Origin of the sequence: Micromonospora sp. NPDC002717 (assembly GCF_040295705.1) — a bacterium.
Lineage (GTDB): Bacteria > Actinomycetota > Actinomycetes > Mycobacteriales > Micromonosporaceae > Micromonospora.
This window is the reverse complement of record NZ_JBEOVW010000023.1, coordinates 1-18,616: the sequence shown is the minus strand read 5'-3', so window position 1 is coordinate 18,616 and position 18,616 is coordinate 1. Positions and strand designations below refer to the sequence as shown.

At 74.2% G+C, this 18,616-nt stretch carries 22 protein-coding genes, 1 pseudogene and 1 riboswitch; of the genes and pseudogenes, 11 read left to right on the top strand and 12 right to left on the bottom strand.

Annotated elements, in window-relative coordinates; all coding sequences use genetic code 11:
- Positions 1-4: 4 nt before the first annotated feature.
- From ABT006_RS26815 to ABT006_RS26805, 3 genes are all read right to left on the bottom strand, one after another.
- A complete protein-coding gene (locus ABT006_RS26815) occupies positions 5-805 on the bottom strand; it encodes an energy-coupling factor transporter transmembrane component T family protein (RefSeq protein WP_350710768.1) in 801 nt (266 codons plus the stop codon).
- Between the two features lie 94 nt (positions 806-899).
- Positions 900-2,315: an ABC transporter ATP-binding protein gene (locus ABT006_RS26810; protein WP_350710766.1), complete on the bottom strand. Its 1,416-nt coding sequence runs from the start codon at positions 2,313-2,315 to the stop codon at positions 900-902.
- Between the two features lie 110 nt (positions 2,316-2,425).
- Positions 2,426-3,016 carry an ECF transporter S component gene (locus ABT006_RS26805; RefSeq protein WP_350710764.1) on the bottom strand — a complete coding sequence of 197 codons (591 nt, stop codon included), beginning with the start codon at positions 3,014-3,016 and terminating at the stop codon, positions 2,426-2,428.
- Between the two features lie 72 nt (positions 3,017-3,088).
- A riboswitch (TPP riboswitch) is annotated at positions 3,089-3,194 on the bottom strand.
- Between the two features lie 131 nt (positions 3,195-3,325).
- Between ABT006_RS26805 and ABT006_RS26800 the strand changes: the two genes are divergently transcribed.
- The 7 genes from ABT006_RS26800 to ABT006_RS26770 all read left to right on the top strand — a co-directional run bounded on the left by ABT006_RS26800 (position 3,326) and on the right by ABT006_RS26770 (position 10,080).
- Positions 3,326-3,589, top strand: a complete 264-nt coding sequence (locus tag ABT006_RS26800) for a hypothetical protein (protein ID WP_350710762.1) — start codon at positions 3,326-3,328, stop codon at positions 3,587-3,589.
- A 202-nt stretch (positions 3,590-3,791) separates the two neighbouring features.
- A complete protein-coding gene (locus ABT006_RS26795; RefSeq protein ID WP_350710897.1) occupies positions 3,792-4,790 on the top strand; it encodes a permease in 999 nt (332 codons plus the stop codon).
- The gene (locus tag ABT006_RS26790) at positions 4,787-5,515 is read left to right on the top strand and encodes a TIGR03943 family putative permease subunit (protein ID WP_350710760.1); all 729 of its coding nucleotides are present in this window, start codon (positions 4,787-4,789) and stop codon (positions 5,513-5,515) included. The genes ABT006_RS26795 and ABT006_RS26790 overlap by 4 nt, the downstream gene beginning before the upstream one ends.
- A 29-nt stretch (positions 5,516-5,544) precedes the next feature.
- Positions 5,545-6,375, top strand: a complete 831-nt coding sequence (locus ABT006_RS26785) for an alpha/beta fold hydrolase (protein WP_350710758.1) — start codon at positions 5,545-5,547, stop codon at positions 6,373-6,375.
- 65 nt (positions 6,376-6,440) lie between these two features.
- A complete protein-coding gene (locus tag ABT006_RS26780; protein ID WP_350710756.1) occupies positions 6,441-7,190 on the top strand; it encodes a sugar isomerase domain-containing protein in 750 nt (249 codons plus the stop codon).
- Between the two features lie 157 nt (positions 7,191-7,347).
- On the top strand, positions 7,348-7,851 hold the full coding sequence (locus ABT006_RS26775) for a DUF6328 family protein (RefSeq protein ID WP_350710755.1): 504 nt from the start codon (positions 7,348-7,350) through the stop codon (positions 7,849-7,851).
- Between the two features lie 114 nt (positions 7,852-7,965).
- A complete protein-coding gene (locus ABT006_RS26770; RefSeq protein WP_502891026.1) occupies positions 7,966-10,080 on the top strand; it encodes an acyl-CoA dehydrogenase family protein in 2,115 nt (704 codons plus the stop codon).
- Positions 10,081-10,126: 46 nt separating this feature from the next.
- On the opposite strand, the gene ABT006_RS26765 is transcribed toward ABT006_RS26770, so the two are convergent.
- The 8 genes from ABT006_RS26765 to ABT006_RS26730 form a co-directional block, all read right to left on the bottom strand.
- Positions 10,127-10,294, bottom strand: a complete 168-nt coding sequence (locus ABT006_RS26765; RefSeq protein ID WP_350710753.1) for a hypothetical protein — start codon at positions 10,292-10,294, stop codon at positions 10,127-10,129.
- A 9-nt stretch (positions 10,295-10,303) separates the two neighbouring features.
- On the bottom strand, positions 10,304-10,909 hold the full coding sequence (locus ABT006_RS26760) for a hypothetical protein (protein ID WP_350710751.1): 606 nt from the start codon (positions 10,907-10,909) through the stop codon (positions 10,304-10,306).
- A 100-nt stretch (positions 10,910-11,009) separates the two neighbouring features.
- A complete protein-coding gene (locus ABT006_RS26755; RefSeq protein ID WP_350710749.1) occupies positions 11,010-11,402 on the bottom strand; it encodes a Fur family transcriptional regulator in 393 nt (130 codons plus the stop codon).
- A complete protein-coding gene (locus ABT006_RS26750) occupies positions 11,399-11,698 on the bottom strand; it encodes an ArsR/SmtB family transcription factor (protein WP_350710747.1) in 300 nt (99 codons plus the stop codon). The genes ABT006_RS26755 and ABT006_RS26750 overlap by 4 nt, the downstream gene beginning before the upstream one ends.
- Before the next feature lie 43 nt (positions 11,699-11,741).
- Entirely contained in the window at positions 11,742-12,608 is an 867-nt protein-coding gene (locus ABT006_RS26745) for a metal ABC transporter permease (RefSeq protein ID WP_350710745.1), read from the bottom strand.
- 1 nt (position 12,609) lies between these two features.
- Positions 12,610-13,371: a metal ABC transporter ATP-binding protein gene (locus tag ABT006_RS26740; protein ID WP_350710744.1), complete on the bottom strand. Its 762-nt coding sequence runs from the start codon at positions 13,369-13,371 to the stop codon at positions 12,610-12,612.
- Positions 13,368-14,333: a metal ABC transporter substrate-binding protein gene (locus ABT006_RS26735; protein WP_350710742.1), complete on the bottom strand. Its 966-nt coding sequence runs from the start codon at positions 14,331-14,333 to the stop codon at positions 13,368-13,370. Before ABT006_RS26735 ends, ABT006_RS26740 begins: the two co-directional genes overlap by 4 nt.
- A 54-nt stretch (positions 14,334-14,387) precedes the next feature.
- Positions 14,388-14,645 carry a hypothetical protein gene (locus tag ABT006_RS26730; protein ID WP_350710740.1) on the bottom strand — a complete coding sequence of 86 codons (258 nt, stop codon included), beginning with the start codon at positions 14,643-14,645 and terminating at the stop codon, positions 14,388-14,390.
- 26 nt (positions 14,646-14,671) lie between these two features.
- Here ABT006_RS26730 and ABT006_RS26725 point away from each other — a divergent pair, with 26 nt between their 5' ends.
- The 4 genes from ABT006_RS26725 (at position 14,672) to dusB (ending at position 18,345) form a co-directional block, all read left to right on the top strand.
- Positions 14,672-15,013: an antibiotic biosynthesis monooxygenase family protein gene (locus tag ABT006_RS26725; RefSeq protein ID WP_350710738.1), complete on the top strand. Its 342-nt coding sequence runs from the start codon at positions 14,672-14,674 to the stop codon at positions 15,011-15,013.
- A 126-nt stretch (positions 15,014-15,139) separates the two neighbouring features.
- Positions 15,140-15,613 (top strand): Rv0361 family membrane protein, encoded by a 474-nt coding sequence (locus tag ABT006_RS26720; RefSeq protein ID WP_350710893.1) that lies wholly within the window; start codon positions 15,140-15,142, stop codon positions 15,611-15,613.
- A 116-nt stretch (positions 15,614-15,729) separates the two neighbouring features.
- A complete protein-coding gene (locus ABT006_RS26715) occupies positions 15,730-17,109 on the top strand; it encodes a glycine--tRNA ligase (protein WP_350710736.1) in 1,380 nt (459 codons plus the stop codon).
- Positions 17,110-17,172: 63 nt separating this feature from the next.
- A complete protein-coding gene (dusB, locus tag ABT006_RS26710) occupies positions 17,173-18,345 on the top strand; it encodes a tRNA dihydrouridine synthase DusB (protein WP_350710734.1) in 1,173 nt (390 codons plus the stop codon).
- Positions 18,346-18,528: 183 nt separating this feature from the next.
- On the opposite strand, the pseudogene ABT006_RS26705 reads toward dusB, so the two are convergent.
- Positions 18,529-18,616, bottom strand: a pseudogene (locus ABT006_RS26705) (C39 family peptidase); the annotation flags it as partial.

Here is an 18,616-nt window from a genome sequence, read left to right as displayed (position 1 = left end):
GCCCTCAGCCGATCAGCGGCCGGAAGGTGCCCGCCAGGACGCTGACCGCCAGCGCCGCGCCGGCCAGCAGCGCCGCCCCGGCGATCAGCAGCCCGTCGGCGGCGACGAAGCGTTGCCGCCGGGCGACCGTACGCGGGGTGCCGGCGTCGAAGCCGCGGGCGTCCATCGCCACGGCCAGCCGGGTGCCCCGGCGGATCGCCCCGACCAGCAGGGCGAAGGCGGTGGAGACGAACAGCCGCAGCTTCGCCAGCGGGTTGCGTCCCGCCGCCACCCCGCGGGCGCGGCGGGCCATGGCGATCATCTGCCACTCCTGCCCGAGCAGCGGCACCAGCCGGAACGCCGCCAACGCCCCGATGGCGAACCGGGCCGGCGCCTTCGCGTTCTGGATCAGGGCGTCCGCCAGGTCGGTGGGGTCGGTGGTGGCGAACACGATCACGCCGGGCAGCGCCACGGCGAACATGCGCAGCACCAGGCCGAGCGCGGTGAGCAGCACCCCGGAGGTGACCACCGCGGGGCCGGCCTCGACCAGCACCCGGCCGGAGCGCTCGGCCGCGAAGAGCACCAGCGTCACCACGATGCCGACCGCGCCGACCAGCAGCGGCCAGGCACGCCGGGCCAGCACCCGGAAGCGGACCCCGAACAGCGGCAGCACGGCCAGCTCGACGGCGATGGCGATCGCCGGGGCCACCGGGTCCAGGGTGGCGACGAGGATGAACGAGAACACCAGCGCCGCGGCGAGCTTGGCCACGGGGTTGCGCCGGGCCAGCGGCGCGTCGGGTGCGGCGACCGGTTCGAGGGTGATCACGGCCGCTCCGGGACGGGACGGGCGGGGCGCGCGGCCCGCGCCGGCACGGCCGGGCGACGCTGCGGGTGGGCGGCCGGCGCGGTAGGTGAGCTGGTCACGGCCGCTCCAGGGTGACGCGCCGGTCGGCCAGGGCGGCGACGAACTCCGGGTCGTGGGTGACGGCGACCACGCCGTGCCCGGCGTCGCGCAGCTCGGCGAAGAGGTCCACCAGCTCCAGCCAGGTCCGCCGGTCCTGACCGAAGGTGGGTTCGTCGCAGACGAGCAGGCGGGGCGCGGTGGCCAGGGCCGTCGCCACGCTCAGCCGCCGCGCCTCCCCACCGGAGAGGGTGTACGGGTTGGCCGCGGCGAGCTTCGTCAACCGCAGCCGGGACAGCAGGTCGTCCACGGTGGACCGGACCGCCGTCTCGTGCTGGCCGGTGCGGCGCGGGCCGAGGGCCAGCTCGTCGAAGACGGTGGTGGCGACGAACTGGTGCTCCGGGTCCTGGAAGACCGAGCCGATCCGCCGGGCCAGCGCCGGGGCGCGCCAGCGGTGCGGGGGAGTGCGGGCGTCGGAGCCGGCCAGTGCCGCCGTCGCCACGACCTGGCCGGTTCCCGGCTTGAGCAGCCCGCCGAGCAGCAGCGCGAGGGTCGACTTCCCGGCCCCGTTCGGGCCGAGCACGGCGAGCGCCTCGCCGGCGCGTACCGCCAGGTCGACGGCGGCCAGCCGGGGCGGCAGGCCGAGCCGGTCGGCGGTGACCAGCAGGTCGCCGGCCGGCGCGGTGGCGTGGCGGGGCGGCACGGGCCGGCCGGGCACCCAGACGCCCGCGGCGGCGAGCGCGTCGCCGTGGGCGCCGAAGACGGCCCGGGGCGTGCCGTCCGCGCGGACGCCGCCGCCCGGTTCGAGCACGACCACCCGGTCGACCAGCGGCAGCGCCTCGGCGACCCGGTGCTCGACCAGGATCAGGGTGGTGTCGGCGTCCAGCGCGCCGGCCACCGCTGCGCGGACGAGCGCGGCGCCGGTCGGGTCCAGGTTGGCGGTCGGTTCGTCGAGCAGCAGCAGCCCGGGCCGCAGGGCCAGCACCCCGGCCAGCGCGAGGCGTTGCTGCTCGCCGCCGGAGAGGGCTGCGGTGGGCCGGTCCCGGTGGTACGGGAAGCCGACCCGGGCCAGCGCCTCGTCGACGCGGGGCCAGATCTCCTCGGCGGGGACCCCCCGGTTCTCCAGGCCGAACGCCACGTCGTCGCCGCTGCGGGCCATCACGAGCTGGGTCTCCGGGTCCTGGAAGACGATGCCGACCCGTTCCCGGCCCTTGCGGGGGTCGAGCCCGTCGATCTCGACGGTGCCCTCCTGCTCGCCCGAGTCCTCGGGCAGCAGCCCGGCCAGCGCGGCGAGCAGGGTGCTCTTGCCGGCGCCCGACGGCCCGAGCAGCAGCACCCGCTCGCCCGCCTCGACGCGCAGGTCCACCCCGCGCACGGCCCACGCCCGGCGCCCGGCGTGCCGCCACCCGAACCCCCGCAGCGTCACCGCCCCCACGTCGTCCCCCTTCCGGCCCACGTGCGGGCGTCGATCATGAGGTTGGCGGCACCCACGGAGATCCACGTCGCCGTTCCCCTCATGATCAACCCCGATTCCGGTGGTGCGGGTCAGACGGCGGCGCGTTCGCGGCCGGCGGGGAAGCGGTCCAGGACGCCGGTGCCCGCCAGGGCGCGGGTGAGGGCCCAGCCGCCGGCACCGGCGACGGCGGCGGCGCTGACGACGGTGAGCAGGGCGTACGGGACCCGGTAGCTGCCGAGCGCGTAGTCGACGTTCCAGACGAAGAAGTCGAACAGCGCCGCGCCGAGGCCGGTCAGCGCGCCGGCGAGCAGCGCGGTGGGCAGCCGGAACGAGCGGTACCGGAACGCGGCGAAGGCCACCTCGGCGCCGAGCCCCTGGATGAGGCCCTGGACGATGGTGATGCCGCCCCACTCCGAGCCGAGCAGCGCGGAGACCGTCGCCGCCACCGCCTCGCAGAAGAGCGCCGCGCCGGGCTTGCGGATCACCAGGCCGCCGAGCACGGCCGGGACCAGCCAGACGCCGTACATGATCGCCTGGCCGGCCGGGAAGAACGCGAACGCCGGGTCGACGGCCCGCCACAGCAGGCCCCAGGCCCAGAAGATGACGCCGAACGCCACCGCGATCACCGCGGCGATGACGACGTCGAGTGTGCGCCACCGGGTGGTCGTGTTGTCTCGCATGATTGCTCCCAGTCCTGAACGCGAACCAGGAGAGGACGCACGCCGCGCCCGGTGTGCCCGGACGGCGGCGCGGCTGGAGGTCGACCGAACTCCCTGCGCTGGCATTACCCAGATCAGGTTCGAGGGTCTGCGGGCGGTGCCCGCACTCTCAGCGCTGTGCGCTCCCCTGTCGGATGTGAAGTTGTCGCGCCGACGCTAACACCTTTGAAGATCATCGGGCAAAGTGATCTTTCCGCAGGTCATCCCGGACGCGGCCGGCGACCGGCTTGCCCACCGTCCGTGCTTGCGCCCTCGTGCGAGGCTCCGCTCGTGGCCACCCCTGAGAAGCCGGAGCGCACCCTCGCCCTGACCCTGGCGGGAACGGTGGTCGGCGTGCTGCCGATCGCAGTGATCGTGATCGTGTCCGCGGCGGGTCGGGGCGACCTCGGCACCGTGCTCTGGTTCTTCCTCGTCGTGCTGGGCCTCGGCGCCTCGGCGTCGCTGGCTCTCTACGCCAAGCTGCGGGCCCGGGCGGCCTGGGGCCGGGACTTCCCGGACGGGCGGGCGCCCTGGTGGCGGCGGCCACGACCGTGACGCCGGCGGCGCGACCGTCACCGGCGCCAGGAGAACACCCCAGGGTCGATGGATACGGCGGGGAGCCCGCCGTATCCATCGAGACATCCCAGTCGGCAGGTAGTCTCAGGCGGCCAGTCGGGACGGGCGGAGGGACGGGTGCGTGACGGGGCGGACCGACCACCACACCGCGCCGGCGGCCGGGCCGCGGCGACGGGAGCGCGTGGCCGCGTCGGGCGTACCCCCGCAGGAGCCGGCGGGTGGCGGGAGCGCCTGGCGGGTCGGGTCGGTCGAGGTGCTCGCGGGCCTGCTGGTCCTGCTGGTCGTCTTCCGTGAGCCGCTCGCCGGGGCCCTGTCCGCGCCCCGGCTGCAGACCTGGACCACCGTCTTCGTCTCGATCATGGTGCAGGCGGTGCCGTTCCTGGTCTTCGGGGTGGTCCTCTCCGCCGTGATCGCGGTCTTCGTGCCCCGGTCGTTCTGGGCCCGGGCGCTGCCCCGGCACCCCGCGCTCGCGGTGCCCGTGGCGAGCGCGGCCGGCGTGGTGCTGCCCGGCTGCGAGTGCGGGTCCGTGCCGATCGCCGGGTCGCTGATCCGGCGCGGGGTCACCCCGGCCGCCGCGCTGGCCTTCCTGCTCGCCGCCCCGGCCATCAACCCGATCGTGCTCACCGCCACCGCGGTGGCCTTCCCCGACGCCCCGGAGATGGTCCTCGGCCGCGGCGTCGCGAGCCTGGTCGTCGCGATGGTGATGGGGTGGCTGTGGCTGCGCCTCGGCCGGGCCGACTGGATCCGGCTGCCGCGCCGGCCGGAGCTGGACGACGGCCCGCGCGGGCGGGCGTTCTGGGCGGCGGTCCGGCACGACGTCACCCACGCCGGCGGGTTCCTGGTGGTCGGCGCGGCGGCCGCCGCCACCATCAACGTCGTCGTGCCCGAGCGCTGGTTGCAGACGCTCGCCGAGCACCCGGTGCTCTCGGTGCTCGCGCTGGCCGTGCTCGCGGTGCTGCTCTCCCTCTGCTCGGAGGCCGACGCCTTCGTGGCCGCCTCGCTGTCGCAGTTCTCGCTGACCGCCCGACTGGTCTTCCTGGTGGTGGGGCCGATGGTCGACCTCAAGCTCATCGCGATGCAGACCGGCGTCTTCGGCCGCCGGTTCGCGCTGCGGTTCGCCCCGGCCACCTTCGCGGTGGCCGTCGCGGTCGCCGCCGCGACCGGGGCGGTGCTGCTGTGAACCGGCAGGCGCAGGCCGTCGTCCTGCTGCTGCTCGGGGGCGCCGTGGTCCGGGCCAGCCTCACCGACCTCTACCTGCGCTACGTCAAGGAGGGGCTGCGTCCCTTCCTGGTCGCCGCGGGCCTGCTGCTGGTCGTCGCCGCGGTCATGACCCTCTGGTACGAGCTGCGTCCCGCCCTCCGTCGCGCCGGCTTGGACGACGCCGCCGACCACGGGCACGGCCACCACGAGCCGCGGATCGGCTGGTTGCTGATCCTGCCGGCGCTGGGTCTGCTCCTGGTCGCCCCGCCCGCCCTCGGCTCGTACGCGGCCGGGCAGGCCGGCACCGCGCTCTCCGCCCGGCAACAGCCGTCCGACTACCCGCCCCTGCCCGACGGCGACCCGGCGCAGGTCGGCGTGCTCGACTACGCCTCGCGGGCGCTGTTCGACCGGGGCGCGTCGCTCGGCGGGCGCCGGGTCCGGCTGACCGGTTTCGTCACCACCGGCCCCGACGGCCGACCGCTCCTGGCCCGGATGGTGCTCTCCTGCTGCGCGGCCGACGGGCGGCCGGTCAAGCTGGGCCTGACCGGCGCCGTCCCCGAAGGGCTCGCCGACGACACCTGGATCGAGGTGACCGGCCGCTACAGCGACCGCATCGCCCGGGACCCGGTCAACGACGCCGAGATCCCCTACCTCGACGTGGAGTCCTGGCGGCAGGTGCCCACCCCCAAACGCCCGTACGAGTGACCCCGCCCGCCCTGGGTAGGCTGGCGATCATGCGGATCGAGGCGCGCGGGCTCACGTTCGACGTACGCGTCGGCGGTCCCGAGGGCGGCGTGCCCGTCCTGCTGCTGCACGGCTTTCCCCAACACGGCGGGGAGTGGGACGACGTCGTCCCGCCGCTGCACGCCGCCGGCCTGCGCACGTACGCGCCGGACCAGCGCGGTTACTCGCCGGGCGCGCGGCCCGAGGCGGTCGAGGCGTACCGGATGCCGGAGCTGGTGGCCGACGCGGTGGCCCTGCTGGACGCGCTGGGCGTCGACGCGGCGCACCTCGTGGGGCACGACTGGGGCGCGCTGGTGGCCTGGGACCTGGCCGCCCGCCACCCGGAGCGGGTCCGGACGCTGACCGCGGTCTCCGTGCCGCACCCCGCCGCGATGGCGCACGCGCTGGCCGAGGACCCGGGGCAGCAGGCGCGTTCGGCGTACATCGTGCTGTTCCGCAAGCCGGGCCGGGCGGAGAAGGCGCTGCTGGCGCTGGGCGCGACCGGGTTGCGCCGGATGCTGCACGGGGTCGGCGACGCCGAGCGGGTGGCCGCGTACGCGGACCCGATGCGCGAAGCCGGCGCGCTGACGGCGGCGCTGAACTGGTACCGGGCGATGTCCCGGCGGGAGATGGCGGCCACCGGGCCGGTGCCGGTGCCGACCACCTTCGTGTGGAGCGACCGCGACATCGCGATCGGCCGGACCGCGGCCGAGGCGTGCGCCGGCCACGTGAGCGCCGACTACCGCTTCGTCGAGCTGCCCGGGGTGAGCCACTGGATCCCCGACGAGGCGCCCGCCCCGCTGGCCGAGGCGATCCTGGCCCGGGTGCGGGGCCCGGTCTGACCGGTGCGGCGTCGCCCCGCCGGGGGGCGTTCCCGACGGACGTACGACATGGACGGAGGAGAGACATGACGGTGAGCGCCGAGGACTACCTGGCCGTGGTGACCGAGACGATGCGGCGGGTGGCCACGAGCCAGCGCGGGGCGGTGGGGCGGGCCGCCGACCTGATCGCCGACGCGGTGCGCGCCGACGGGGTGGTCCACGCGTTCGGCACCGGCCACTCGGAGGCGTTGGCGATGGAGATCGCGGGCCGGGCCGGCGGGCTGGTGCCCACCAACCGGATCGCCCTGCGGGACCTGGTGCTGGTCGGCGGCGCGCCGGCCGACGTGCTCGGGCCGCTGCTCGAACGCGATCCGTCGGTGGCGCACCGCCTCTACGAGCTGGCCCCCGTCAGCCCCGGGGACGTCTTCGTGCTGGCCTCCAACTCCGGCGTCAACGGCGCGATGGTGGAGTTCGCGTCCCTGGTCAAGGAGAAGGGGCACGGGCTGGTCGCGATCACCTCGGCGCAGCACTCCGGGCAGATGACCTCGCGCCACCCGTCGGGGCGCAAGCTCGCCGACGTCGCCGACGTGGTGCTCGACAACGGCGCCCCGTACGGCGACGCGACGCTGCCGCTGCCCGGCGGCGGCGCGGTCGGCGCGGTCTCGTCGATCACCGCGGCGCTGCTGGCGCAGCAGATCACGGTCGAGGTGGTGGCGCGGCTGCTCGCCGCGGGGCAGCGGCCTCCGGTCTACCTGTCGGCCAACATCGCCGGCGGCGACGAGCACAACAACGCCCTGGAGGCCCGGTACGCCGGCCGGATCCGCCGCGGCTCCTGAGCGGAGCGGGCCGGCGTCCGCCGGGCACTCCCGGGCGTCCGCTCGTCCAGCTCGCGCGGGCGACGTGAGCCGGTTTCGCGGCTCCGTCGGTGGGGCATCAGCGTTGCTGCCGACGGGCGCACCCCCGTCGGCAGTACCGTCTGACCGGAGGTAGCCCGTGTCCAAGGAAACCGAGCGGCAGCGCTGGCAGCGCAACTTCGCCGACCTGTTGCAGGAACTGCGGGTCGCGCAGACCGGTGTGCAGATCCTCTTCGCCTTCCTGCTGACCCTGCCGTTCAGCAACGGGTTCACCAGGACGAGCGGTTTCCAGAAGGACGTCTACATCGTCTCGTTGCTCGCGGCCGCCGCCGCGACCGCGATGATCATTTCCCCGGTGGCGTTCCACCGCGCGCTGTTCCGGCAGGGCCGCAAGCCGGAGCTGGTCCGGTTCGCCCATCGGATGGCCAGCGCCGGCCTCGCCTTCATGCTGATCTCGATGGTCAGCGCGGTGCTGCTGATCACCGACTTCGTGCTGGACCGGGGTGTCGCCCTGCTGCTCAGCGGCGCCACGGCGATCTGGTTCCTCACCTTCTGGGTGTTCCTGCCGTTCGCCCGGCGCAACTGGGGCGAGGACGACATCGACGACGAGGACGACGACCCGCGGCACCTACCCGGCGACTGACCCGGGTCGACGAAACTCGATCTTTACCGAACGCTACCCCTGGGTAACACCCGGGGGTAGCGTGCTGTTTGTCGAGCACGTCGAACAGCCGGACCGAGGTTCGAGGGGGCAGCCGTGACCACGACGCAGAACAGCCGACCCACGCCGGACGGATCCGGCGCCGACCAGCCCGCGGCGAAGGACACCGCAGGCGTGCCGGCGGCCGCCGTCGACCGGCCCGCACCGTCCGGGGGCGCGGCGGCCGGCCCCGGGCAGGCCGCGACGGCCGCAGCCGAAGGCAGGTCGACGGCCGGCGTGGCCGGGCCGCTGCCGAAGGAGGCGGGACAGGTCTCCGAGAAGGAGGCCCGCCAGGTCGCCGAGGCGGCCCGCGAGTCCTCGTGGGACCGACCCAGCTTCGGCAAGGAACTCTTCCTCGGCCGCCTCCGACTCGACCTGATCGACCCCTGGCCGCGCCCGGACGCGGCGGACGTCGCCCGGGCCGACGAGTTCCTCGGCCGGTTCCGCGAGTTCCTCACCGCCGAGGTGGACGGGGCGGCCATCGAACGGGACGCGTCCATCCCGGACGACGTGTTCCACGGCCTGGCCCGGCTCGGCGCGTTCGGCATGAAGGTCGACCGGTCGTACGGCGGGCTCGGGCTGAGCAACCTGCACTACTGCCGCGCGCTCATGCTGGCCGGCTCGGTCAGCCCGGCGATCGGCGCGCTGCTGTCGGCGCACCAGTCCATCGGGGTGCCGCAGCCGCTGAAGATGTTCGGCACCGCCGAGCAGAAGCAGCGCTTCCTGCCCCGCCTCGCCGCCGGCGAGGTGTCCGCGTTCCTGCTCACCGAGCCGGACGTCGGCTCCGACCCGGCCCGGCTGGCCACCACCGCCGAGCCGACCCCCGACGGCACCGGCTACCGGCTCAACGGGGTGAAGCTCTGGGCCACCAACGGCACCGTCGCCACCCTGCTCGTGGTGATGGCCCGGGTCCCCGCCGCCGAGGGGCGGCGTGGCGGCATCACCGCCTTCGTCGTCGAGGGCGACGCCGAGGGCATCACGATCGAGCGGCGCAACGCCTTCGTCGGCCTGCGCGGCCTGGAGAACAGCCTCACCCGCTTCCACGACGTCTTCGTGCCGAAGGAGAACGTCATCGGCGGCGAGGGCAAGGGCCTGAAGATCGCGCTGACCACCCTGAACACCGGGCGGTTGTCGCTGCCGGCCATGTGTGTGGGCGCCGGCAAGTGGGCGTTGAACGTGGCCCGGGAGTGGGCCGCCGACCGGGTGCAGTGGGGCCGGCCCGTCGGCGAGCACGAGGCGGTGGCCCAGAAGCTCTCCTTCATCGCCGCGACGACGTACGGCATGGAGACCATGCTCGACCTGTGCTGCCTGCTGGCCGACGACGACCGCAACGACATCCGGATCGAGGCGGCGCTGGTCAAGCTCTACGCCAGCGAGATGGCCTGGAAGATCGCCGACGAGCTGATCCAGATCCGGGGCGGTCGCGGCTACGAGACGGCCGACTCGCTGGCGGCGCGGGGCGAGCGCCCGGCCGCGGTCGAGCAGTTGCTGCGCGACCTGCGGATCAACCGGATCTTCGAGGGCTCGACCGAGATCATGCACCTGCTGATCGCCCGGGAGGCGGTCGACGCGCACCTGTCCGTCGCCGGCGACATCATCGACCCGGACGCCGGGCTCGGCCGCAAGGCGAAGGCCGGCGCGCGGGCCGGCGTCTTCTACGCGAAGTGGCTGCCCACCCTGGCCGTCGGCAAGGGCCAGCGCCCGTCGGCGTACGGCGAGTTCGGCCCGCTCGCCGGCCACCTGCGGCAGGTCGAGCGCGCCTCGCGCAAGCTGGCCCGGTCGACGTTCTACGCGATGTCCCGGTGGCAGGGGAAGATGGAGCGCAAGCAGGCGTTCCTCGGCCGGGTGGTGGACATCGGCGCGGAGCTGTTCGCGATGTCCGCGGTCTGCGTGCGCGCCTACGCCGAGCGGGACACCCGGCCGGAGAACGTCGAGCTGGCCGACCTGTTCTGCCGGCAGGCCCGGGTCCGGGTCGACGCGCTCTTCACCGCCCTGTGGGACAACACCGACTCGGTCGACACGGCCGCCGCGAAGCGGATCCTGGCCGGGCGCTACGCCGGCCTGGAGGAGGGGGTGGTCACCCCGGCCGACGACCTGCCCTGGGTGGCGCGCTGGTCGCCCGGCCCGTCCGCCGCCCCCGACGTCCGCCGCCGCATCCCGCCCTCGGCGTGACACCCGCCCGGGTGCCGGGCCGGTCGGACCCCGGCACCCGGGCGGGTCAGCGGGCGATCGCCCAGGCCAGGATCGCCGCGAGGATCAGCCCGTTGAGCACGGCCAGCCCCAGGTACGCCGCCGGTGGGATCTTGCGGCCCTTGCGGACGAAGTTGACCAGGACGGCGGCGTAGCCGAGCAGCAGGATGGCGATGACGACCAGGAAGTAGAACACCCGACGACCTTAACGGCTGGCCCGCAGGCCGAGTTGGCGCAGCTCCAGTGCGGCGAGCGCGTCGACGGTGGCGTCGTCGCCGCGCCGCCACGCCTCGGCCACGTCGGGCGCGATCCGGGTCAGCCGCCCGAGCGGCTGGGTGGCCAACGCCCGCAGGGCGAGCAGGTCCCGGCCGGCCGGCACGGCGGCCAGCCGGGCCGCCGAGGCGGCCCGGCGCATCCAGCGCACCCGCAGCGGCAGCCAGCCGAAGAGCACCAGGCCGAGCGGGAAGACCAGCACGGCGACGGCCAGCGCGAGGGCGAGCTGGTCGACCAGCTCCTGCTGGTCCCGTCCGGCCTCGGCCAGCGACCGGGCGGCGCCGGCGGCCCGCTCGAAGGGTGCGGTCAGCTCGTCGCCCACCAGCGGCACCCGGCCGACCTTGCCGCCCGCCTCGGCCAGGTTGTCGGCCAGGCCGCCGCCGGCCCCCTCCAGCTTCTGCCCGGGTACGGCCAGCTTCTGGACGAGGTCGTGCAGCCACAGCGCGCCGCGGACCGCGCCGTACACCCAGGCGACGACGAGCAGGTCGGTGATCAACTGTCGGACGGCGGTCGGGAAGCGATCGGCGTAGATCTTCACGCCGGACAGCGTGCCACGCGCGACCGTTCCGGGCATCCGGCGCGGCCGGCCGGCACCGCCGTGCCCGTCCGGCCCCGCTACGGCTTCTGCCTGGCGGGTCTCAGCGGGCGCAGGCCGGGCAGGTGCCGAAGATCTCCAGGGTGTGGCTGACGTCGGCGTAGCCGTGCTGCGCCGCCACCCGCTCCGCCCAGCTCTCCACCGCCGGCCCGGCCACCTCCACGGTGCGGCCGCAGCCGCGGCAGACCAGGTGGTGGTGGTGCCCCTCGCTGCACCGGCGGTAGAGGTGCTCGCCGCCCGGCGGGCGCATCACGTCGATCTCGCCCGCGTCGGCGAGCCCCTGGAGGGTGCGGTAGACCGTGGTCAGCCCGACCCGCTCGCCGCGCTCGCGCAGCATCGCGTGCAGCTCCTGCGCGCTGTGGAAGCCCTCCACCTCGGCGAGCAGCGCGCTGACCGCCGAGCGCTGCCGGGTGTTGCGGACCGCCGAACTCGTCATGACCCCTCCCCGGCGTGGCTGACCGCGTCGGCCACGATGTGCGCGACGTGCTCGTCGACGAGGGCGTACGCGATCTCGCGCCCCCGCCGCGAGCCGCGCACCACGCCGGCACCCCGCAGCACCCGCAGGTGCTGGGAGACCAGCGGCTGCGCGGCGCCGAGCTTGTCCACCAGCTCGTGCACGCAGCGTTCGCCCTCGGCGAGCTCGCTGACGATGGCCAGCCGGATCGGCGCCGACAGGGCACGCAGCAGCTCGCTCGCCCCCTCGAAGGCGTCGTAGCCTGATCCGCTGGTCACCCTGTAACGGTAACCAATCCCATCGGCACCTCGCCGACCAGGATCAGCGGAGCACGACCTCGTGCGGCTCGGGGGCCGGGGCGGCGGCCGGCACGCGCCGCCGGCGCACCGCCCGCCAGCCCGCGCCGAGCATCGCGACGACCGCGAACGAGGCGATCGCCATCAGCACCACCGACGCGCCGGGGGCGGTGTCGGCGTTGGCGGCGACCCAGACCCCGGAACCGGCGGCGAAGAGGCCGAGCGTCATGGCCGCCGCCATCGTGCTGCGGAACCCGCGCGTGACCTGCTGCGCCGTGGCCACCGGCACGACCATCAGCGCGCTGATCAGCAGCACGCCGACCGCCCGCATGGCGATCGTCACGGTGACCGCGGTGGCCACCGCGAGCAGCAGGTTGAGCGTGCGCACCGGCAGCCCGGAGACCCGCGCGTACTCCTCGTCGTGGCAGACCGCGAAGAGCGCGGGACGCAGCCCCAGCATGGTGACCAGGATCGCGCCGCCGAGCACCGCGATGGTGACCAGGTCGCCCGTGGGGATGGTGCTCAGCGATCCGAAGAGGTAGGAGTTGAGGCTGGAGCTGGTGCTGTCGGAGAGCCCCACCAGCATCACGCCGCCGGCTATGCCGCCGTAGAAGAGCAGGGCCAACGCCAGGTCGCCGGAGGTGCGCCCGCGCGAGCGGACCACCTCGATGGTGATCGCGCCGACGGTCGCCACGACCACCGCGACCAGCACGGGGGACCGGTTGAGCAGCAGGCCCGCGCCGACGCCGGTGAGCGCCACGTGCCCGACCCCGTCGCCGATCAGCGCGAGCCGCCGCTGCACCAGGTAGATGCCGAGCGCCGGCGCCGCCAGGCCGATGACCAGCGCGCCGATCAGGGCGCGCTGCATGTAGGGGTACTGGAAGAGTTCCATCTCAGCTGCTCCACAGCCCGGCGGGCTCGTCGGGACCGTGCGGGTGCACGTGGTCGTGGTCGGGCTCCGCGTGGTGGCCGGCGGGTTCGGGCACCGCGCCGTCGTGGCAGATCCCACCCTGGTGCACGACGACCGCCCGGCTGATCAGCGGCCGCAGCGGCCCGAGCTCGTGGGCCACCAGCAGCACCGTGCCGCCGCCGCCCACGAAGTCGTGCAGCGCCCCGGCGAACGCCTCCTGGCTGGCCGCGTCCACCCCGGCGGTCGGCTCGTCGAGGACGAGCAGCTCCGGCTGGCCGGCCAGCGCCCGGGCGATCAGGGTGCGCTGCTGCTGCCCACCGGAGAGCGTGGCGACCGGGTCGCGGGCCCGGTCGGCGAGCCCGACCGCCGCCAGCGCCGCGTCGACGGCGGCCCGGTCGGCGCGACCGGGCGGGCGCAGGACGCCCCGGCGGGCCAGCCGGCCGGAGGCCACCACCTCGCGGACGGTGGCCGGTACGCCGCTGCCGGCGCCGAGGCGCTGCGGGACGTACCCGACGCGGTGCCACTGCCGGAACCGGCGCAACGGGCGGTCGAAGAGGGTGACCGACCCGGAGCTGAGCGGCACCAGGCCGAGCACGGCGCGGATCAGGGTGGACTTGCCGGAGCCGTTGGCGCCGAGCACCGCGACCACCTCGCCGGCGGTCACGGTCAGCGAGACGTCGCGCAGCACGGGGCGGCCGTCGTAGCCGACCACCCCGTGCGTGACGGTGATGACTGGGGATGTCACGAGCAGCTCAACGCCGTCCTGAGGGTCTGCAGGTTGGTGCGCATCACCGAAAGGTAGTCGCCGTCGTCGGTCGACAGCCCTTCCAGCGGGTCCAGTACCGCGGTCTTCGCGCCGACCTGGTCGGCGATGGTCTGGGCCACCTTCGGGCTCACCAGCGTCTCGAAGAAGATCGTCGTGGCCTTGTGCTCCCGGGCCTCCTCGATCACCTCGGCGAGGCGCTGCGGGGACGGCTCGTTCTCCGGGCTCAGCCCGGTGATGCCGATCTGCTCCAACTGGTAGCGCTCGGTCAGGTAGCCGAACGCGGTGTGGCTGACCACGATCTCCCGCCGCTGGCAGGTCTTCAGGCCGGCGGTGAAGTCGGCGTCCAGCTTCGCCAGCTCGGTGCGCAGCGTCGCGGCGCGGGCGGTGTAGTCGGCGGCCCGCTCCGGGTCGGCCTTGCCGAGCCGCTCGGCGAGCCTGTCGCCGACGGTGGCCAGGCGGGTCGGGTCGAGCCAGAGGTGCGGGTCCTTGCCGCCGCCCTTCTCCTCGGCGTGGGGCTCCCCGGTGGCCTCGCCCTCGTGCCCGTGGTCGTGGTCGTGCCCGCCGGCCGCCGCGTCGCGCAGCGGCTGCACGGTGGCCACGTCGAACGCGCGCTCCCCGGCGTTCTGCTCGACGGCCTCGTCCACGTTCGGCTGGAAGCCCTTCAGGTAGACGACCAGCTCCGCCTGGCTGACGTCGCCGACCTGCCCCGGGTTGAGCTCCAGGTCGTGCGGCTCGGCACCGGGCTTGGCCAGGTTGGTCACCTTCACCGCGTCGCCGCCGATCCGCTCGGCGAGGAACTGCAGCGGGTAGAAGGCGGCCACCACGTCGACCCGCTGCGGGTCGGTGCCGGCCGCGTCGTCGGAGCAGGCCGCGACGCCACCGAGGGCGAGCAGGGCGGTGGTGGCGGCGGCCAGGGTGCGCGGGGCGGAGCGGATGTTCATGACATGAACTCTCCGCGACAACGACAATGATTGTCAAAAACGCATGCTTGCATGTCAGAGCAGCTTCACCAGGCCCGCGGTGACCAGCAGGGTGAGCACCACCAGCCGGATCACCCGGGTCGGCGCCGTCTGCACCGACCAGGTGGTGACCAGCAGCGCGGCGACGGCCGCGGCGAGCAGCAGGGTGAGCAGCCCGCCCACCACCCCCGGGGTGAAGAACGCGACCAGCGCCAGCACCAGGGTGACCAGGAACACCGTCGTCGGGTTCGCCCGCGCCAACCGGGCCGGCAGGAAGCTCTGCGTACGCTGCATCCCACAGACTCTACGAGGAGGAACCCGTGCTGGTGACGAACCGGTTCGTGGTGGACGTCGATGTCGCCGACGACTTCACCGAGCGGGCGCACGCCGCCCTCGCCGCGCTCGCGGCCCGTCCCGGTTACCTGCGCGGGCAGCTCGTCCGGGCGCTGGACGACCCGCGCCACTGGTGCCTGGTCACCGAGTGGGAGTCCGTCGGCACCTACCGGCGTGCCCTCGGCGGCTTCGACGTCAAGGTGACCGCAGTGCCGCTGCTCGCCGAGTCGGTCGACGAGCCGTCCGCGTACGAGGCGCTCGCCACCGCGGCGCCGGGCGGGGACGTGGTCGTGGCGGCCAGCGATCGGGCCGCTGGTCCGTACCGCTGAGCCCGCGGGCACTAGATTGCTCTCATGACCGCTCCCGGATCGGCGGCACCGCCGCCGTACTCTTCGCTGCCCGGCCAGGAGGGGGCGCAGCCGCCCGTCGTGCCCGGCCCGCCGGCGGATCCGGGCGTGCCCGCCCCGCCGCCCGGCCCCGGGGTGGCCCCGCCGTTCGCGGCGCCGCCCACCGAGGGGCGCAACACCCGGCTCTGGCTCGGGCTGGGCGCCGGGGCGCTCGCCGTGCTGCTCTGCTGCGGTGGCGGCGGCGCGGCCGTGGTGGGCCTGGCGGTGACCGGGGTGCAGGCCGTGCGGGAGCAGGGGCGCACCGTCTCCACCGACTACTACCAGGCGCTGGTCGAGCGGAAGTACGGTGCCGCGTACGACCAGCTCTGCGACGACGCGCAGCGGCGCGAGTCGCGGCGGGAGTTCGAGCGCCGGGTCGCCGCCGAGCCGCAGATCGCCGCCTTCCGGGTGGGCGACGTGGACGCCACCACCCTGACCGTGCCGGTGGACGTGACCTACACCGGCGGCCGGCAGGACCGGCAGGAGGTCGTCCTGGGGCAGGACCGGCAGACCGGCGGCATGGAGGTGTGCGGGGTCAACTGACCCGCCCCCGGTATTCTGCTGGGCTCGGGCTGGTGCTGGTCGTACCGTTGTCCCGAACTGCTCGTTCCGTCCTTCACCGCGTCCCCGCCGACCGCCAGTCGGCGTAGGAGGAAAACATGCCAGCCGACCGTATCGACGCCGTCGTCAGCCTCGCCAAGCGCCGAGGCTTCGTCTTCCCCTCCAGCGAGATCTACGGAGGCACCCGGTCGGCGTGGGACTACGGTCCGCTCGGCGTGGAGCTGAAGGAGAACGTCCGCCGACAGTGGTGGAAGACCATGGTCCAGCAGCGCGACGACGTGGTCGGCCTCGACTCCGCCGTCATCCTGGCCCGGGACGTCTGGGCCGCCTCCGGCCACCTCGACGCCTTCGTCGACCCGCTGACCGAGTGTCAGTCCTGCCACAAGCGGTTCCGGGCCGACCACCTGGAGGAGGCGTACGAGGCCAAGCACGGCAAGCCGCCGGCCTCGCTGACCGAGCTGAACTGCCCGAACTGCGGCAACAAGGGCACCTTCACCGAGCCGAAGATGTTCAACGGTCTGATGAAGACCTTCCTGGGCCCGGTGGAGAGCGAAGAGGGCATGCACTACCTGCGCCCGGAGACCGCGCAGGGCATCTTCGTCAACTACAAGAACGTCGAGACGGTCGCCCGCAAGAAGCCGCCGTTCGGCATCGCGCAGACCGGCAAGTCGTTCCGCAACGAGATCACCCCGGGCAACTTCATCTTCCGCACCCGCGAGTTCGAGCAGATGGAGATGGAGTTCTTCGTCGAGCCGGGCTCCGACGAGCAGTGGCACGAGTACTGGCTCCAGGAGCGCTGGAACTGGTACCTCGACCTGGGCCTGTCGGAGGACAACCTGCGCTTCTACGAGCACCCCAAGGAGAAGCTCTCCCACTACTCGAAGCGCACCGTCGACATCGAGTACCGCTTCCAGTTCGGCGGCACGGAGTTCGCGGAGCTGGAGGGCATCGCCAACCGCACCGACTTCGACCTGTCCACGCACAGCAAGCACTCCGGCGTCGACCTGTCCTACTTCGACCAGACGAAGCAGGAGCGCTGGGTGCCGTACGTCATCGAGCCGGCCGCCGGCCTCACCCGGGCGGTGCTGGCCTTCCTGCTCGAGGCGTACGACGAGGACGAGGCGCCGAACACCAAGGGCGGCGTGGACAAGCGCACGGTGATGCGGTTCGACCCGCGGCTGGCACCGGTCAAGGTGGCGGTGCTGCCGCTGTCGCGCAACGAGGCGCTCTCGCCCAAGGCGAAGGGCCTCGCCGCGGACCTGCGCAAGCGCTGGGTGGTGGAGTTCGACGACTCGCAGGCGATCGGCCGCCGCTACCGTCGTCAGGACGAGATCGGCACGCCGTTCTGCGTGACGGTCGACTTCGACACCCTGGACGACAACGCGGTGACCGTGCGGAACCGGGACACCATGGCCCAGGAGCGCATCTCCCTGGACCAGGTCGAGCGCTACCTGATCGAGCGCCTCCCCGGCTGCTGAGCCGCGTGGCGGGGCCCCGGTCGGCGCGGAAGAGCGCCGGTCGGGGCCCCGTACACTTGTGCGGTGACCGTGCCGACCGTTCCCGCACCGCGCCCGCTGACCCTCGGGCGGCACCAGGTGTGGCCGCCGGTGGTGCTCGCCCCGATGGCGGGCATCACCAACGTCGGCTTCCGGCAGCTCTGCCGGGAACAGGGCGGCGGCATCTACGTCTGCGAGATGATCACCACCATCGCGCTGGTGGAGCGGAACCCGAAGACGCTGCGCATGATCGCCTTCGGCGAGGACGAGCGCCCCCGCAGCCTCCAGCTCTACGGCACCGACCCCGAGATCACCGCCGCCGCCGTGCGGATCGTGGTCGAGAAGGACCTCGCCGACCACATCGACCTCAACTTCGGCTGCCCCGTGCCCAAGGTCACCCGCAAGGGCGGCGGATCCGCGCTGCCGTGGCGGCGCCGGCTCTTCGCCCGCCTGGTCAGGGCCGCGGTGGACGCCGCGTCGCCCGCCGGGGTGCCGGTCACGGTCAAGATGCGCAAGGGCATCGACGACGACCACCTGACGTACGTCGAGGCGGGCCTCGCCGCGCAGGACGCCGGCGTGGCGGCGGTCGCCCTGCACGGTCGTACGGCGGCGCAGCGTTACTCGGGCACCGCCGACTGGGACGCCATCGCCACGCTCAAGCAGGCGCTCGACGTGCCGGTGCTCGGCAACGGCGACATCTGGGAGGCCGACGACGCGCTGCGGATGGTGGCGCACACCGGCGTCGACGGGGTGGTGATCGGCCGGGGCTGCCTGGGTCGCCCCTGGCTCTTCGCCGACCTGGAGGCCGCGTTCAACGGCAGCCCCGAGCGCCGGCTGCCCAGCCTGGGTGAGGTCGCGCAGACCATGCGCCGCCACGCCGAGCTGCTGGTCGACCAGTTCACCGCGGGCGCGCGCAACCCCGCGCGGGGCGAACGGGACGGCTGCACCGACTTCCGCAAGCACGTCGCCTGGTACCTCAAGGGCTTCCCGGTGGGCAGCGAGCTGCGCCGCGAGCTGGCGATGATCGAGAGCCTGGCCCAGCTCGACGACCTGCTCGGCAAGCTCGACCCCGCCGAGCCCTTCCCGGTCGCCACGCTCGGCCAGCCGCGCGGGCGCACCAACTCGCCCGGCAAGGTCTTCCTGCCCGACGGCTGGCTCGCCAGCCGCGACGACGACACCGTGCCCGAGGGCGCCGAGCTGGCCGACTCCGGCGGCTGACCGGACCGGTACGACAAGCCGCGCGGCTGCGGCTCTACTGAGGTCTGCTGCTGGTCAGGCATCGCGCTGCCGTGTCTGCCCGGGCGGTACCCGGGCCGCCGGCCGTGTTCCGCGTGCCGGGTACGGAGACGACGACAAGGGCCGGCCCCGTTCGGGGCCGGCCCTTGTCGTTGGTGGTGTGGATCAGGCGGCGTAGCCGCGGGTGGCGATCCAGTCGGCGAGGGCCTCGGTGGTGATCCAGTAGGAGGCCTGGGCGGGGTTGGCGGAGTCG